The organism is Bradyrhizobium sp. CCBAU 51627 (genome assembly GCF_028128765.1).
Lineage (GTDB): Bacteria > Pseudomonadota > Alphaproteobacteria > Rhizobiales > Xanthobacteraceae > Bradyrhizobium.
Map to the genome: position 1 here is coordinate 27706 of NZ_LBJG01000090.1, position 16093 is coordinate 43798.

Annotated in this window: 19 protein-coding genes; 5 read left to right on the forward strand and 14 right to left on the reverse strand. The window is 63.7% G+C overall.

Going from position 1 to position 16093, the window contains the following annotated elements:
• The first annotated feature begins 55 nt into the window (after positions 1-55).
• The 5 genes from XH88_RS34495 (at position 56) to XH88_RS34515 (ending at position 3436) form a co-directional block, all read left to right on the forward strand.
• Entirely contained in the window at positions 56-427 is a 372-nt protein-coding gene (locus XH88_RS34495; protein WP_271672658.1) for a DUF883 family protein, read from the forward strand.
• Positions 428-504: 77 nt separating this feature from the next.
• On the forward strand, positions 505-957 hold the full coding sequence (locus tag XH88_RS34500) for a hypothetical protein (protein ID WP_271672659.1): 453 nt from the start codon (positions 505-507) through the stop codon (positions 955-957).
• A gap of 201 nt (positions 958-1158) precedes the next feature.
• The gene (locus XH88_RS34505; protein ID WP_271672660.1) at positions 1159-2301 is read left to right on the forward strand and encodes an OpgC domain-containing protein; all 1143 of its coding nucleotides are present in this window, start codon (positions 1159-1161) and stop codon (positions 2299-2301) included.
• A gap of 110 nt (positions 2302-2411) precedes the next feature.
• On the forward strand, positions 2412-3020 hold the full coding sequence (locus XH88_RS34510) for a TetR/AcrR family transcriptional regulator (protein WP_271672661.1): 609 nt from the start codon (positions 2412-2414) through the stop codon (positions 3018-3020).
• A 56-nt stretch (positions 3021-3076) separates the two neighbouring features.
• Positions 3077-3436, forward strand: a complete 360-nt coding sequence (locus XH88_RS34515; protein ID WP_271672662.1) for a RidA family protein — start codon at positions 3077-3079, stop codon at positions 3434-3436.
• 16 nt (positions 3437-3452) lie between these two features.
• Here XH88_RS34515 and XH88_RS34520 read toward each other — a convergent pair whose 3' ends face one another.
• The 14 genes from XH88_RS34520 to urtB form a co-directional block, all read right to left on the reverse strand.
• Positions 3453-5111, reverse strand: coding sequence for a CHASE domain-containing protein (locus XH88_RS34520; protein ID WP_271672663.1), 1659 nt, complete (start codon positions 5109-5111; stop codon positions 3453-3455).
• 294 nt (positions 5112-5405) lie between these two features.
• On the reverse strand, positions 5406-6029 hold the full coding sequence (gene ureG, locus XH88_RS34525; protein WP_271672664.1) for an urease accessory protein UreG: 624 nt from the start codon (positions 6027-6029) through the stop codon (positions 5406-5408).
• 82 nt (positions 6030-6111) lie between these two features.
• Positions 6112-6840 (reverse strand): urease accessory protein UreF, encoded by a 729-nt coding sequence (locus XH88_RS34530; protein WP_271672840.1) that lies wholly within the window; start codon positions 6838-6840, stop codon positions 6112-6114.
• Entirely contained in the window at positions 6821-7402 is a 582-nt protein-coding gene (locus XH88_RS34535) for an urease accessory protein UreE (RefSeq protein WP_271672665.1), read from the reverse strand. Before XH88_RS34535 ends, XH88_RS34530 begins: the two co-directional genes overlap by 20 nt.
• 6 nt (positions 7403-7408) lie before the next feature.
• Complete coding sequence (locus tag XH88_RS34540) at positions 7409-7708, reverse strand: putative quinol monooxygenase (protein WP_271672666.1); 300 nt, start codon at positions 7706-7708, stop codon at positions 7409-7411.
• 129 nt (positions 7709-7837) lie between these two features.
• Entirely contained in the window at positions 7838-9553 is a 1716-nt protein-coding gene (gene ureC / locus XH88_RS34545) for an urease subunit alpha (protein WP_271672667.1), read from the reverse strand.
• A 37-nt stretch (positions 9554-9590) separates the two neighbouring features.
• A complete protein-coding gene (locus XH88_RS34550) occupies positions 9591-10130 on the reverse strand; it encodes an HD domain-containing protein (protein ID WP_271672668.1) in 540 nt (179 codons plus the stop codon).
• Positions 10131-10187: 57 nt separating this feature from the next.
• The gene (locus XH88_RS34555) at positions 10188-10493 is read right to left on the reverse strand and encodes an urease subunit beta (protein WP_128964082.1); all 306 of its coding nucleotides are present in this window, start codon (positions 10491-10493) and stop codon (positions 10188-10190) included.
• Positions 10494-10605: 112 nt separating this feature from the next.
• Complete coding sequence (locus XH88_RS34560; protein WP_007605424.1) at positions 10606-10908, reverse strand: urease subunit gamma; 303 nt, start codon at positions 10906-10908, stop codon at positions 10606-10608.
• 24 nt (positions 10909-10932) lie between these two features.
• Positions 10933-11775 (reverse strand): urease accessory protein UreD, encoded by an 843-nt coding sequence (locus XH88_RS34565; protein WP_271672669.1) that lies wholly within the window; start codon positions 11773-11775, stop codon positions 10933-10935.
• Between the two features lie 52 nt (positions 11776-11827).
• Positions 11828-12523 (reverse strand): urea ABC transporter ATP-binding subunit UrtE, encoded by a 696-nt coding sequence (gene urtE / locus XH88_RS34570; protein WP_271672670.1) that lies wholly within the window; start codon positions 12521-12523, stop codon positions 11828-11830.
• A gap of 3 nt (positions 12524-12526) precedes the next feature.
• A complete protein-coding gene (gene urtD / locus XH88_RS34575; protein ID WP_271672671.1) occupies positions 12527-13288 on the reverse strand; it encodes an urea ABC transporter ATP-binding protein UrtD in 762 nt (253 codons plus the stop codon).
• Positions 13285-14457, reverse strand: a complete 1173-nt coding sequence (urtC, locus tag XH88_RS34580; RefSeq protein WP_271672672.1) for an urea ABC transporter permease subunit UrtC — start codon at positions 14455-14457, stop codon at positions 13285-13287. The genes urtD and urtC overlap by 4 nt, the downstream gene beginning before the upstream one ends.
• Positions 14454-16064, reverse strand: a complete 1611-nt coding sequence (gene urtB / locus XH88_RS34585) for an urea ABC transporter permease subunit UrtB (protein ID WP_271672673.1) — start codon at positions 16062-16064, stop codon at positions 14454-14456. The genes urtC and urtB overlap by 4 nt, the downstream gene beginning before the upstream one ends.
• Positions 16065-16093 lie beyond the last annotated feature (29 nt).

The following is a 16093-nucleotide window of genomic DNA, read 5'->3' on the forward strand; positions in this document are numbered from 1 at the left end:
GTCCCGACGAAACGTTCTCCGCCCATCTCACCCGCCAAACAGCCCGGAGCCCCTGATGTCTACGACCGATACCGAAGCCAGGATGAGAGGCTGGACTGACAAGGCCACCGCAGAACGTCTCGAGAAGGATGTAGCAGCCGTGAAAAGCGATATCGCCGCCCTCACCGACCAGATCACTGACGCGCTCAATACGTTCGCCAACGCCACGAGCAAACAGGCCCGGCGTGGTTACAAGCAGGCGCGCGACAACATGGATTCGACGCTCGACGACTTTTCGGAGCGCAGCAGCGCGATGATGGATGCGGCACATGATGCCTACGGCTCGATCGAGGAGACGCTGGAAGACGCGATCACGCAGCGGCCGCTTGCGACCGTTGGTATCGCGCTCGGCATCGGCTTCCTGATCGGGGTCGCCTGGCGCCGCTAGAGTTCGCGAAGGGTTTTGGGGGCACGACGGCACCGGCCGGCGACGAATTGGCTTGTGGGGATCTGAGGAGCAAGATCGTGTTTCAGCGCATCATCGACGGTATCAGTGCATCGACAGGCGCGACTGTGCGGCTGACCTCGCTGGCGGCGGGCGCAGCGTTCGCGCTCTTCATCACCACGTGCTTTCTCTGTGCGGCCGTCTTCATCTCGGTTCTGCAAAAATATGGCCCGGTGCAAGCCTGTCTCGCAGGAGCCGGCGTTTTCTTTCTGCTGACCCTGACCGCGGCAGTGAGCTATTGGGCCTACAAGCGAGAGTTACGTCGGCAAGCGCATATCGCCGCCGAGCGCGCTGCGAAGGCAGTCCCCAGCATGCTCGCCGATCCCATGCTGCTTGCCACCGGTTTGCAGATCGCCCGCGCTGTTGGCCTCAAGCGGCTGCTGCCGATCCTGGCGATCGGCGGCGTCGCGCTCGGACTCATGGCAAGCCGCGTCGGTGCGACCGATGAGGCTTCGGCCGAGCCAGCCGAATAAAAGCGAAACTTCAGAATAAAAGCGAAACTTCACCTGGAAAGTTGCGCCGCCGGCCAGATCAGCTGGCGTTCGACGGCCGGCCTGTGTGCAATATTTCGTCGGGCGTGGTAAATCCGTGCTGCCTCACGCAATCGCTACTCGGAGAGGCAGGCGGTTGCCGCTAAAAGCATCGCCCCCTGATTCCAGAAGTCATTTTTCACGATGAAACCGTCCGTCAAGGCGAACCTTGCCGCATTTCAACACGACGCCAGGCTCTATTTGACGCTCGGCATCGCCAACTGGTCGGTCTTCGTCGACCATATCCCGAACAATGTCGTCAATCTGCTGACGCTGCGCAATTTCGGCTTCAGCGGCGCGGCCGACCTGTTCGTGTTCGTGGTGGGCTATGGGGTTGCCATGATCTACGGCAGGATGGCCCTCGAACGCGGCTATGTTGTCGCCGCGACCCGCATCTTCCGCCGCGTCTGGCGGCTCTATGCCGCCTATGTCGTCCTGTTCGTGATCTATATCGACGCCATCGCCTATGTCGCCTCGCAATCGATGGCGCCTGAAATCATCGGCGAATACAACATCTCGGGAATTCTCGAGCACCCACTGCGCATCCTGGTCCAGGGATTGGTGCTCCAGGAGGAGCCGCTCAATCTCGACCTCCTGCAGCTGATGATTCCGCTGATGGCGTTCTTCCCGTTCGCCTTGTGGGGCCTGTTGCGACACCCGAACCTGACGCTGGCCGGGTCGGTCGCGCTGTATCTCGCGGCGCGCTGGTTCGGCTGGAATTTTCACGCCTATCCCGACCAGGAATGGACGTTCAGTCCGTTCTGCTGGCAGATGCTGATGGTGCTGGGCGGCTGGTTCGCGGTCACCGGTGCCTCCGGCCGCGGCTTGCACAACCTGTCCTGGCTGCGCGCACTCGCGGTTGCCTATCTGCTGTCGGCGATGGCCATCACCTTGATGCGCCATTCGCCGGTGCTGTCCACCTATCTGCCCGACGTCGTGCTCAACGGCATCACGCCGACCGACAAGGAAAATCTCGCGCCCTATCGCGTGCTCCATTTCCTCGCGCTCGCCTTCATCGCAACCCATCTCATCCCAGCCGACCATCCGGGACTGCAATTGAAGCCGCTCCGGATGGTCATCAAATGCGGCGAGGAGTGGCTCGCCGTGTTCTGCGTCGCCGTATTCCTGTCCTTCGCCGGTCATCTCATCCTGATCACCGGCGCTAATCTGGTCGTGATGCAGATCGGCGTGAGCCTCGTCGGTTTCGCGGCGATGACGGCGGTGGCCTATTATATCTCCTGGTCGAAGCGGCAGGACGAGCCGGCGGCGCTGCGTCAGCGGGCCTAGCCGGGACCATCGCGCGATTTCGCTAGGCCGGAGCCCGCAGCTACGCTAATGCGGGACGCGGCGGCCCCGCGGGAATGGCGGCCCCTGCACAAGGAGAGACCGGCTTGGTCATGGCGAAAGGCACGAGCGATACGGCCGAGGGCGCCGCCCGGCGCGGCCGGCCCCGTTCGATCGAGACCAGCAACGCCATTCTCGAAAGCGCCTACACGCTGATGGCCACGACCGGCCTTGCCGTCACCACGATCGATGCGATCGCGCGCCATTCTAACGTCTCCAAAATGACCATCTACAAATGGTGGCCGTCGCGAGAGGCGCTGCTGATCGACGCCTTTCTCCATCACGCGGCCCAAATGCTGCCGCTGCCCCCCGTGAGCGCGGGCACGCCCGCAGCGCGCGCGCGCCGCCATGCCGCGGCCTATGCCGAAGCCCTGCAGGGCGAGTTCGGCAAGGTGCAGCTTGCCGTCGTCTCCGAATGCATCTCGAAGACCGGCTCGGCGGAGCTGTTCTATGCCCGCTACCTGCAATTCCGCCGCGACGCGCTGGTGGAGATGATCGCCGCCGGTCAGAAGGATGGCAGCATCCTCGCCGAAGGACCGGCGGAAGATCTGTACGACGCCATCTATGGCAGCCTGTTCTACCGCTACGTCTTCGGCATCGCGCCGATTACGCCGGCCTACGCGCGCAATCTGGTCGACCTGGTGCTACGCCCGAAGGGCTAGACCGGCGCTGGATGCGACAAAATCTCCCCCTCTTTCGACAGGAGTACCACCTCGTCATGATCAAACGCATCTTGCCGTACGAAGGCTTGCTCCATGAAGTGGTCGAGCATGCAGGTGTGCTCTATGTCGGTGGAATCGTCCCCGAGGATACGAGCCTCGATATGTCCGGCCAGGCCAACGATGTGCTTGGCCAGATGTCGCGTCTGCTGGAGACCCTCGGATCCGACATGTCCAACGTCTTGCAGGTGACCATCTTCATGACCGACCTGAGCGAGAAGGCCGCGTTGAATGCGGCCTGGAAGGCGCATTTCGCCGAAGCTCACTTGCCAGCGCGTGCCGCCGTCGGCGTGGCCGATCTCGGTCCGGGCGTCAAACTCGAAATGACCGCAATGGCGGCGCGGCCCACCGAGAACTGAAGCTGCGGCACGAGATCTATTTCGCAGGCCGCACCGGCGCCGATATCTTGTCGGTACGGTCGCGCTCGGTCATGTCGACGACCGTCTCCATCGGCGCCGTCAGCTCGTAGACATAGGACACGTCGGTGAAGTAACGCTTGGCGGTGCCGCCAAGTGCTTCCGGCGCGACCCGGTCGAGCAGGATGAGGCCGAAATCTGAATCCGGCCGGCGCGTCGCCTCGCTGGTGTTGAACTCCTCCCAGCGGAACTGGAAGACCTCGTCATTTGCTTCGCCCGTGACCGTCCAGTTCGCGGTGATGTGCGGGTGCTTGCCGACCAGCGACAGGCCTTCGTCCGAATGCGAGGCGAGCTCGAAGAACAGCAGCGACAGGCTCTGGGCGGCGCGCGCGCTGACGGCAATGTCCGGGCCGCTGACGGCGATGCGATCGGCGTGCGGAATGGCGCGCGCCTCGAATAGGCCCTTCAGCTTGACGCCCTGCCATTGGCTCTCGCTGAGCAGCGAAACCACGTTGGACATGGCGTGGATGCGGCCGATCAGGAGCTCACGCGCGACGTCGATATCCGAGCCGTGGCGCAGCGTGCGCGTCACGATCGACTGGATCACCGCGAGGATGTTCTTGACGCGGTGGTTGAGCTCGTCAATGACCGCCGTCAGCCGCCGCTCGAAACCGATCCGTACCTGGATCTCGCGGCTGAGCCTCAAGTTGTTGTAGGCGACGTAGCCGAACAGGCCGCATACCATCGCAGTGATCGCGAAGCCGATCGCCGCCACTATGATCGCGGTCTGCTCGGCGCGTCGTGCCGAATTGCTCTTGGCATAGTAGCCGAGCTGCCAGTCCCGGCCGCCGAAGCTGATAGTGCGGGTTGCCGACGGCGCCGGCCCGTCCGACGACGTCATGCGGGTGGAGACGACGCCCTGATCGTTGGCAACGAGCTCGCTGCCTTCCTTGCGCGGGTCCTTCAGCGCGACCGAGAACAACGACAAATCGTCATTGGTCAGCATCAGCGAGGCCAGCTCGTAGGAGAACGTGACGAAGCCGGCCGGCTCGGTCGCGCCCTCGGGAATGACGGGGGCCGCCACGATGAGGCCGATTGGCCCGTTGCCGCGCAGGAGCGGCACGGGGTCGGAGGCGATCGAGCGTTTCTCGACCCTGGCGCGCGTCAGCATCGCATTGCGAACGGGATCATCATCGTAGCTGCGGCCGGGCAACGCCTTGGTCTCGTCGCTGCGTGGCTCGAGGTCCATCAGCACGTCGATCGGCTGGGTCAGGCTTGCCGGGTTGATCGGCTTGTCGCCGTAGTCGCGTATTTGCGGCTTCGGAAAGCCCGCGGCCGCGAGCGCGGTCTGTGCCGCGGCGAGTTCGCTCGGCTGCAGCCGTGCGACCCAGCCGGCCACCACGAAATCGGTCTTGAAGGCGTAGATCGCCGAGCGCAGCGGCTCCAGCATGTTGGGCTTCAGCACCGAAGGCGCGCGGAACAGGCCTGAGGCGACACGCGCCAGCAACTCGCGCTCGGTTGACCTGTCCTGGACCAGGCTCGCATGAACATCGATCGCGCGCGCCAGCGCGATCCGGTCCAACGCCAGCTCCTGGTCGTGAACGCGATAGGCGGCGAGCCCGGAGAGCAAGGCTCCGAGCAGAGCGATGAAGCCGATGATGAAACCCAGCCGGACCACGGGACTACTCAGCCGAAAGCGGGAGGTCGGCAATAAACACGGAACATATCAACGCCGCTCGAACGGCCATGTGCCGAAACAGGGTGGAGCCCAGGGACAGGGATAATGACGGAGGAGGCATCTATACGCAACTTGGGTCGCCCAAAAAGCTTAATCCGCCCCCGATCGTCCAGCCACGGCTTTGCTCCGGGCACCGAAGGTAGACAATCGCCGTGCCCGAAGTTTGTTCCGTCGGGCCCGTTTTGCCTCAGAGGTTAACGACGGGAAATACCTGCGCCATGTCGCCGCGGCCCGTCAGCCCGCCCGTTTCAATCCGCCCTTGGTCTCGATGAAGCTGACGATGCGGTCGAGCCCTTCGCTCTTCTTCAGGTTGGTCATGACGAAGGGTCGCTCACCACGCATGCGCCTGGCATCGGTGTTCATCTTCTCGAGGGAGGCTCCGACATGGGGCGCGAGATCAATCTTGTTGATGACCAGGAGATCTGAACGGGTGATCCCGGGACCGCCCTTGGACGGGATCTTGTCGCCGGCGGCCACGTCGATGACATAAATCGTGAGGTCGGCGAGCTCCGGGGAAAACGTGGCAGCGAGATTGTCACCGCCGGATTCGATCAGCACGAGGTCGAGCTCGGGGAATTTCGCACGCATGTCCGCAACCGCGGCCAGATTCATCGAAGCATCCTCGCGGATCGCGGTGTGCGGACAGCCGCCGGTTTCGACACCGGCGATACGGTCCGGGGTCAGCGATCCCGATCGCACAAGGAACTCGGCATCCCATTTGGTGTAGATGTCGTTGGTGATCGCGGCGATGTCGTAACGCTCGCGCATGGTCTTGCAGAGCAGGTCCATCAAGGCGGTCTTGCCCGATCCGACCGGGCCGCCGACGCCGACACGCAAGGGGCCGTGAGAAGTTGCCATCGAAATTCTTCCTATCGTCGTCCTGGCGAAAGCCAGGACCCATTACCACCGAATTCCATTGTTGCGGCAGGGTGCCGCTCGCTCATGACCTGAACAGTCGCGTATATTGCGTCTCATGCCGCAGGCTGGCGAGATCGGCGCGGAAGGTCGCGCTGCCGAGATCGTCCAGCGTCGCATTCAGCGCCCGATTGGCGGCCGCGGCGACAGCAGCTTCCAGTTTCACCAGCACGCGCTGGCTGTCGGTCTGGCCGAGCGGAATCAGTCGGCTCGCTGCCGAGATCCAGTTCGAGACCAGCGCGTGCAGGAAGGCGTGCAGTGTCGGCGCCAGCGGCACGCTGTGCAGCGCGGCGACGATGCCGACGGCAACGGGATAGACCAATGGCGTGCGGCATGCCGCGACAATGGCATCCAGGCCCTCGGCATCCCATGCCGCGCGCGCGATGTCGATGAACGCGCGGCCCTGCGAGGTCGTCTCCAATTGCCGCTCGCGCGACGGCACGAAGGCGGCGGCGAGCTCCGCGACATCGTTCAAGGAAGCATGCTCGCCGGCCCTTGCGGCCCCGTAAGCGTGGACCAGGAACGTCGCGTCGCAAAAGCCCGAGCCGTCACCGAGCATGGCATCGAGCCAGTCGGCAAGCGACGCGACATCAGTGATATCTCCGGCTTCGACCGCCCATTCGATGCCGCTGGAATAGGAGAAGCCGCCGACGGGAAACGCCGGCGACAGCCATGTCATCAGCCGGTACAGCGCCGCCGCCTCGCGTTCAGCGAGGTCGTCCGCGCCGACAGGCTCATTTGTGGTCATGAGCATGCGTGTGGCCGTGATGATGATGATCGGGATGATCGCAATGCTCGTCGTGATGGTGATCATGATCATGGTGATGATGGCCATGATCGTGGTGACCATGATGCGCATGATCGTCGTGCGCCTGCGTATGGCCAGCATCAGCGTAAGCGCCACCCTCGGGATCGAACGGCGCCTCGATCTCGACCACGCGCGCGCCAAGCCCCTTCACCATCGCCTCGATGACGTGGTCGCGGCGAATGCGCAAGGCTTTGGCCATGAGCTGCGTCGGCAGATGGCGGTTGCCGAGGTGCCAGGCCACGCGGATCAGATGATGCGGGTCGCGGCCGCGGATCTCCAGCAGCGGCTCGGGCGCCGCGACCACCTCGACCAGCCTTCCGTCTTCCAGCACGAGCGCGTCTCCACCGCGCAACGCGACCGCGTTCTCGAGGTCTAGCAGGAACTCGAGGCCCCGCGTTCCCGTCATCGCCATGCGGCGGCGGTGCCGATCATCGAAGTCGAGCACGACGGTGTCCGCCGGCGTTTCCGTGAAACGGTGCTGTCCCCTGACCTGCGTCGCCCGGATCATGTGCTGTTACCTCGTCTCGACCTTTTCGGGCGTGATGATCTCGATCTTCGGCGGAGCGGTAAAGCACTTCACCGCGACGCGGCCGAACGTCTTCATGTGCTCCTGGGCGCGATGCGGCACCAGCGCCTCGGCATTCTCCCACTGCTCGACGAATACCATCTTGGTGGGATCGGTGACGCTCTCGTGCAGATCATAAGCGATATTGCCGGGCTCCTTCCGCGTCTCCTTGATGCAGGCGACGGCGGCGGCAATGAATTCGGCGCGGGTTTCGGGCTTGATAGTCAAGGTGGCAACGACGTAAATCACGAGAAATCCTCCCGGCTCTTCTTCTGAAGGGTTCGATATCGGGCGGGACATTAGACCAGCCGGCATCGAACGCAAAACCGGAAAAGCCGTCCCCGGATACCCGCCGGGGACATGCGTCAAGGCGCTATTTCAGTACATGAAATATCGCTGTGCCATCGGCAGGACCTCGGCGGGCGGACAAGTCAGCAACTCGCCGTCGGCGCGCACCTCATAGGTTTCCGGATCGACCTCGATATCGGGCGTGGCATCGTTATGGATCATGCTCTTCTTCGAGATCTTGCTGCGGGTGTTCTGGACCGCATAGAGCTTCTTCTCGATGCCGAGCTTTCGCGCGAGACCGCCGGTGACCGCGGCCTTCGAGGTGAACACCACGGAAGATGCCGTTCGCGCCCGACCAAAGGCGCCGAACATCGGCTGGTAATGCACCGGCTGCGGCGTCGGGATCGAGGCGTTGGGATCGCCCATCGGCGCTGCGACGATGGTTCCGCCCTTGACGACACAGTCCGGCTTGACGCCGAAGAAGGCCGGCGACCACAGCACGAGATCGGCGAGCTTGCCCTTCTCCACCGAGCCGATCAGCTTCGACACGCCATGCGCGATCGCCGGATTGATCGTGTACTTGGCGATGTAACGCTTCACGCGGAAATTGTCGTTGTCCTTGCCCTTGTCCTGCGGCAGCGCCCCGCGCTGCTTCTTCATCTTGTCGGCGGTCTGCCAGGTGCGGATGATGACCTCGCCGAGGCGGCCCATGGCCTGTGAGTCCGAGGACATCATAGAGAGCGCGCCAAGATCGTGCAGAATGTCCTCGGCCGCGATGGTTTCCTTGCGGATGCGGCTCTCGGCGAATGCCAGGTCTTCCGCAATTGAGGGATCGAGGTGGTGGCACACCATCAGCATGTCCAGGTGCTCGTCGATGGTGTTGCGGGTGAAGGGCCGAGTCGGATTGGTCGAGGACGGCAGCACGTTTTTCAGGCCGGCGACCTTGATGATATCAGGGGCATGGCCGCCGCCGGCGCCCTCGGTGTGGAAGGCGTGGATGGTGCGGCCCTTGAACGCCTTGATCGTGTCCTCGACGAAGCCGGATTCGTTCAGCGTATCGGAATGCAGCATGACCTGAACGTCGTAATCGTCGGCGACCGCCAGGCAGTTGTCGATCGCCGCCGGCGTGGTGCCCCAGTCCTCATGCAGCTTCAACGCACAGGCACCGGCCTTGATCATCTCGACCAGCGCGGCGGGGCGCGAGGCGTTGCCCTTGCCGGAAATGCCGAGATTGACCGGGAAGGCATCGAACGACTGGATCATCCGCGCGATGTGCCAGGGGCCGGGCGTGCAGGTGGTGGCGAACGTCCCGTGCGAAGGACCGGTGCCGCCGCCAAGCATCGAGGTGACGCCAGACATCAATGCGTGCTCGATCTGTTGCGGGCAGATGAAATGGATGTGGCTATCGAAGCCGCCGGCAGTGAGGATCTTGCCCTCCCCCGCGATCACGTCGGTGCCCGGGCCGATAACGATGGTGACGCCCGGCTGGATGTCGGGATTGCCGGCCTTGCCGATCGCCGAGATCATGCCGTCCTTGATGGCGACGTCGGCTTTCACGATGCCCCAGTGGTCGACGATCAGCGCGTTGGTGATGACGGTGTCGGCCGCGCCCTGCTTGTTGGTGACCTGCGACTGACCCATGCCGTCGCGGATCACCTTGCCGCCGCCGAACTTCACCTCCTCGCCATAGGTGGTGAAATCCTTCTCGACCTCGATGATGAGATCGGTATCGGCCAGCCGCACCTTGTCGCCGGTGGTGGGGCCGAACATGTCGGCATACACGGAACGTTTCATCTTCACGGACATCGCAGGCCCCGTTTGGGTTTGAATATCGGATCGGCACTCACAGCGAGGTTCTCGCTCTCAATATCATGTCGTCGAACGTCGTATCGAGCCATTGATTGCCGCCGCGGCAGCCGGCGACGACCTGCTCGGCCCAATCGACGTAGTCGAGGAGATCGTCGCGCTCTTCAGCGGTCGGATCGGGATGGATCCGCGCCCCGATGTTGCTGACCTTGTCGGCAATCTTGATCAGCTTGGCGCCGGCGGATTTGTTCGGCGCATCGATCACCTGCCTGCGCCGTCGCTCGGCTTTCGATAGGTTCATGTCGTCGGTACATTCGAGGACAAGAGTTGCGACGCGTTCGGAGAACTTCTGCGCCAACTCCTCAGGTTCGGTTTCGGTATCCTCGATCGAATCATGCAGCCAGCCAGCCGCAACGAGTTCGGCGTCGGCGCCATCCGTCGCAATCGCAAGCAGGTTGGCGACCTCTGCGAGATGATTGATGTAAGGCTCCTTGCCGCGCCCCTTGCGCGCCTTGCCATTGTGGCGGCGCGCGGCGAGTTCTGCGGCTTCGGAAACCACGCGGACGGGTGACAGCATGGCAAAATCCTCCGTTTTCGCCTCAACGGTACCGCGCCCTGCTCGTTCCTGTGCCGCTCACAGCTTCCCCATCACCTCGCCGCGGAAGCCGTAGATGGTCTTCTTCCCGGCCATGGCGACCAGCTGGACTTCCCGGGTCTGACCGGGCTCAAAGCGGACTGCAGTACCGGCGGCGATGTCGAGGCGCATGCCGCGGGCTTTCTTGCGATCGAATTTCAGCGCCGGGTTGGTTTCGAAGAAATGATAGTGCGAGCCGACCTGGATCGGCCGGTCGCCGGTATTGGCGACCGTCAGCGTCACGGTCTTGCGGCCGGCATTGAGCTCGATCTCGCCATCCTGGATGAAGAGTTCGCCGGGGATCATGTCTGTCTTCCTCCGTCATTCCGGGACTCGCGAAGCGAGAGTCCGGAATCTCGATCAACAATCTCTGGATTCCGGGTTCGCCCTTCGGGCGCCCCCGGCATGACGTCGCGTGTTACCTGATCGGTTCGTGCACAGTGACGAGCTTGGTGCCGTCAGGAAATGTCGCTTCGACCTGGATGTCGTGAATCATCTCGGGAATACCAGGCATCACCTGGTCGCGGGTGAGCACCTGCGCGCCGGATTGCATCAACTCGGCGACGGTGCGGCCGTCACGCGCGCCCTCGAGGATGAAGTCGGAGATGATTGCGATTGCCTCGGGATGGTTGAGCTTGACGCCGCGGTCAAGCCTGCGGCGCGCCACGATCGCCGCCATCGAGATCAGAAGCTTGTCCTTTTCGCGGGGAGACAGGTTCATGCGAAGTCTCTTCGGTTCAACACTTCAATTCAGCCAGAGCCGCGGCAAAGCCGCACCGGTGCGTGCCAACACGGCCATCATGTCGGCACGCAAGCGCGCCGCATCTTGGGCACAGAACCGCGCCATTGCAAAGCCATTCCAGGCGGATATCCCGACCTCGCCGGCAAACGATTCCGATGCCTCGCGGATGCGCTCGACCAGCGCCTCGTCGCCGGGCACGATCAGGGCCGTGCCGATCGCAGCACCTGCCTTGGCGACAGCGGATCGGGCCAGCTTCACGCCGATATTGCCCTCGAGCCTGATGGTCTCGGCGAAGACCAGCCTGCCGCCACGCGAGAGCCGCCAGCGGTCGACGAACTCGCCCTGCTCCATCCGCTCGCCCATGGCAGTGCGACCGAACACGACGATTTCGCAAAGCAGGAGCGAGGCAGTCTGGTCGAGCTCGATGTCAAAGCGGCGATGGACACGCGCCCGGTCGAACAGGATCGTCTCCTGCGGCAGCCAGCCGAGATGCGCGCCGGCGCCGACCTTCAAGGAAATGTTGAGCTGCGCCGCGGGGCCCGGCGCACGATAGACCTTTTCCGCGGCGGCCGTTGTCAACGTCAGGCGCGAGCTATCTGTGGCCGATATCTCGATCTCGAAGTGATCGCCGCCGGCAACGCCGCCGGCCGTGTTGACGAACACGCCGGACAGGCCGTCGTCTTCCGGCGAGGGAAAGCGCACGCGAAGCGAGCCGGATTCATGCAGACCGCCGCGCCGCGTCATGCCGTCGCGGACGCGCACGTCGAAGCGCACCGCGCCGCGGGCACGATTGGCATCGAACACCGACGATGTTGCCAAAGAGGTCACCAACGTGTCGCTGCGCATCCGTCTCCCCCAGCCGGCCGCGGCAGGATTTCATAAGCTACAATGTCCGGGCTTACAGCGCCATCTGGCGGCTGATCTCGCTTGGATCGAGATTGGAGCGCTCGCAGGTGAACTTCACCGCGCCGCGATCCATCACCGCGAAACTGTCGCCGAGTTCGCAGGCAAAGTCGAGATATTGTTCGACCAGCACGATGGCGATATTGCCGAGATTGCGCAAATAAGAGATGGCCCGGCCGATGTCCTTGATGATCGAGGGCTGGATGCCCTCGGTCGGCTCGTCGAGCAGCAGCAATTTTGGCCGCATCACCAGCGCGCGTCCGATCGCAAGTTGCTGCTGCTGCCCCCCGGAGAGATCACCGCCACGCCGGCCGAGCATGGATTGCAGCACTGGGAAGAGCGAGAACACGTCGTCCGGGATGTTCTTGTCCTGGCGCTTGAGCGGGCCGAAGCCGGTCTTGAGGTTTTCCTCGACCGTCAGGAGCGGAAAGATCTCGCGGCCCTGCGGCACGAAGCCGATGCCCTTGCGCGCCCGCTCATAGGGCTTGAGGCCGGTGATATCGCTGCCGTCGAACACGATCGCGCCCGAGGAAATCGGATATTGCCCGACCATGGCGCGGAGCAGCGACGTCTTTCCGACGCCATTGCGCCCGAGCACGCACGTCACCTTGCCCGGCTCGGCCGCGATCGAGACGCCGCGCAGCGCCTGCGCCGCGCCGTAGAACAGGTTGATGTCCTTGACCTCGAGCATCGTTCAGCGTCCCAGATAGACTTCGATGACCCGCTCGTTGGACGAGACCTGGTCAATGGTTCCTTCCGCGAGCACAGCGCCTTCATGCAGGCACGTCACCTTGACACCGAGCTCTCGCACGAACGTCATGTCGTGCTCGACCACCATCACAGTGTGGGTCTGGTTGATTTCTTTCAAGAGCTCGGCGGTGAGATGCGTCTCGACGTCGGTCATTCCGGCGACGGGCTCGTCGACCAGCAGCAGCTTCGGATCTTGCGCCAGCAGCATGCCGATCTCCAGCCACTGCTTCTGGCCGTGGCTGAGGCTGCCGGCAAGGCGGTTGCGGGCATCGGTCAGGCGGATCGTCTCCAGTACCTTGTCGATGCGCTCCGACTCGGCCTTGCTGCCGCGCCAGAACAGCGTGCCGCGCACCGAGTGATCGACATTGAGCGCGAGCAGGAGGTTGTCCTGCACGGTCTGGCTTTCGAACACAGTGGGTTTCTGGAACTTGCGGCCGATCCCGAGTTCGGCAATCCGCGTCTCGTCCAGCCGCGTCAGGTCCGTGACGCCGTCGAACAACACCGTGCCCTCGTCCGGTTTGGTTTTGCCGGTGATGATGTCCATCATCGTGGTCTTGCCGGCGCCGTTCGGGCCGATGATGGCGCGCATCTCGCCGGGTTCGAGCGTCAGCGACAGGTTGTTGATGGCGTGGAAGCCGTCGAACGAGACGTGCACGCCGTCGAGATAGAGCATCGCGGAGGTCGCGCGGGTATCCATGACGTTCATGACCGCTCCTCCGCCATCTTGGGTTCGTTGACGCCGTCTTCGGCCGCCGCACTCGCCGCCGCAGGGCGTCTCTCTCTCGACGCTTCCCGCCATGCATTGAAGGTGCCGACGATGCCCTTGGGCAGCAGCAGCGTCACCAGGATAAACAGCGCACCCAGCATGAAGAGCCAGTACGGCGCCAGCACGCCCGATGTGAAGAACGTCTTGGCGTAGTTGACGACGATGGCGCCGAGCGCCGCGCCGACCAGCGTGCCGCGGCCGCCGACCGCGACCCAGATCACCGCCTCGATCGAATTGCCAGGGGCGAATTCGGATGGATTGATGATGCCGACCTGCGGCACATAGAGCGCGCCGGCGACACCGGCCATGCAGGCCGACAGCGTGAATACGAACAGCTTGTAGGATTCAACGCGATAGCCGAGGAAGCGGCTGCGCGATTCCGCATCTCGGATCGCGATCAGCACCTTGCCGAGCTTGGAGGACACCACGGAGCGGCAGATCAGGAAGCTCGCGATCAGCGCCAGGCAACTCAGCGCGAACAGTGCGGCGCGGGTGCCTTCGGCCTGGACGTTGAAGCCCAGGATGTCCTTGAAATCGGTCAGGCCATTATTGCCGCCGAAGCCGAAATCGTTGCGGAAGAAGGCAAGCAGCAGCGCATAGGTCATCGCCTGGGTGATGATCGACAGATAGACGCCGGTGACACGGGAGCGGAAGGCGAGCCAGCCGAAGCAGAACGCGAGCAGACCCGGCACGATCAGCACCATCAGCGCTGCGAACCAGAACATGTCAAAGCCGTACCAGTACCACGGCAGTTTCTGCCAGTTCAGGAACACCATGAAGTCGGGCAGAACAGGATTGCCGTAGACGCCGCGGGTACCGATCTGCCGCATCAGGTACATGCCCATCGCGTAGCCACCGAGCGCGAAGAAGGCACCGTGGCCGAGCGAGAGGATGCCGCAATAGCCCCAGATCAGGTCGATCGAGAGCGCCAGGATGGCGTAGCAGACGTATTTGCCCCAGAGCGCGACCAAGTAGGTCGGCACCTGCAGCGCCGAGCCCTCCGGCAGCAGCAGGTTGGAGAGCGGGATCAGGATGCCGCAAGCGGCGACGATCGTCAGGAAGATCGCCGCGCCGCGGTCCAGCGATCGCGTCAGCATGTGAGGGGTCATGCTTCCACCGCACGGCCCTTGAGCGCGAACAGGCCGCGCGGGCGCTTTTGAATGAACAGGATGATCAGGACCAGGATGGCGATCTTGCCGAGCACCGCGCCGGCGACCGGCTCCAGGAATTTGTTGGCGATGCCGAGCGTGAAGGCGCCGACCAGCGTGCCCCAGAGATTGCCGACCCCGCCAAATACCACGACCATGAAGCTGTCGATGATGTAGCTCTGGCCGAGATTGGGGCTGACATTGTCGATCTGCGACAACGCCACGCCGGCGATGCCGGCAATGCCCGAGCCAAGTCCGAAGGTCAGCGCGTCGACGCGCGAGGTGGCGATGCCCATCGAGGCTGCCATGCGCCGGTTCTGCGTCACCGCGCGCATCTCAAGGCCGAGCGAGGTGTAGCGCAGCATTGCGAGCAGGACCGCGAAGACAGCGAGCGTGAAGCAGAGGATCCAGAGCCGGTTATAAGTGATGGTGATCTGGCCGAGTTCGAACGCGCCGCTCATCCAGGAGGGATTGCCAACCTCGCGGTTGGTTGGGCCGAACATGGTGCGAACCGCCTGCTGCAGCACCAACGACAGGCCCCAGGTTGCGAGCAGCGTCTCCAGCGGCCGGCCATAGAGAAAGCGGATGATGCTGCGCTCGATCAGCACGCCGATGGCGCCGGCGACGAGGAAGGCGAGCGGTACCGCGATCAGCAGCGAATAGTCGAACAGGGCAGGATAGCGGGTGCGGATTACCTCCTGCACCACGAAGGTGGTGTAGGCGCCGATCATCACCATCTCGCCGTGGGCCATGTTGATGACGCCCATCACGCCGAAGGTGATGGCGAGCCCGATCGCCGCGAGCAGCAGCACCGAGCCGAGCGACAGGCCGTACCAGGCGTTCTGCACCGTGGACCAGACCGCGAGCGAGTTCTGGATCGAGCCGATCGCGCTCGTCGCGGCCTTCGCGACGGAGGCCGGCTGGTCGGTACCGATGTCGGACAGCAGCGCCAGCGCGTCCTGGTCGCCGCGCGCCCTGATGGTGGCGACCGCCTCGAGCTTCTGCACTTCGGTGGCGTCGGACTTGAACAGCAGGATGGCCGCACGCGCTTCACCGAGCGCGGTCTTGACCGATCTGTTGGTTTCCTTGGCGAGCGCGCTTTCGACCGGCTCGAGCGCGGTCTCCTCATGCGATTTGAAGACGGACTGCGCAGCCTGCAGCCGCGCACCGAGATCGGGCGACTGCAGCGTCAGGCTGCCGAGCGCCGCGTCGACGCTGCGGCGCAGGCGGTTGTTGAGGCGGACGGCGCTGGCGCTGTCGGGCACGCTGGCGACGGCCTCGCCGGTTGCAGCGTCGATCGATTTGCCGTCGGTACCGGTGACGTAAACCTTCTTGCTGTCCGGATCGGCCATGAGGCGACCGTCCTGGAGCGCGCTGATGATCGGAAAGGCGAGCTTGTTGCCGCTGCTTGCGACGGCGCCGATCGCCTCATCCGTATCGGAAAAATCGTCGTTGGCGAATTTGGCGACCGCATCCTCGAACGGACCGGCAAACGCCGGCAGAGCGAACGCGATCAGGAACAGCGAGAGAACGAAGCTCGAGAGACGAGCAGATAGTTTGGTTGGCACTGGATCACCCCGGCAGAAGTGGGGAGAAG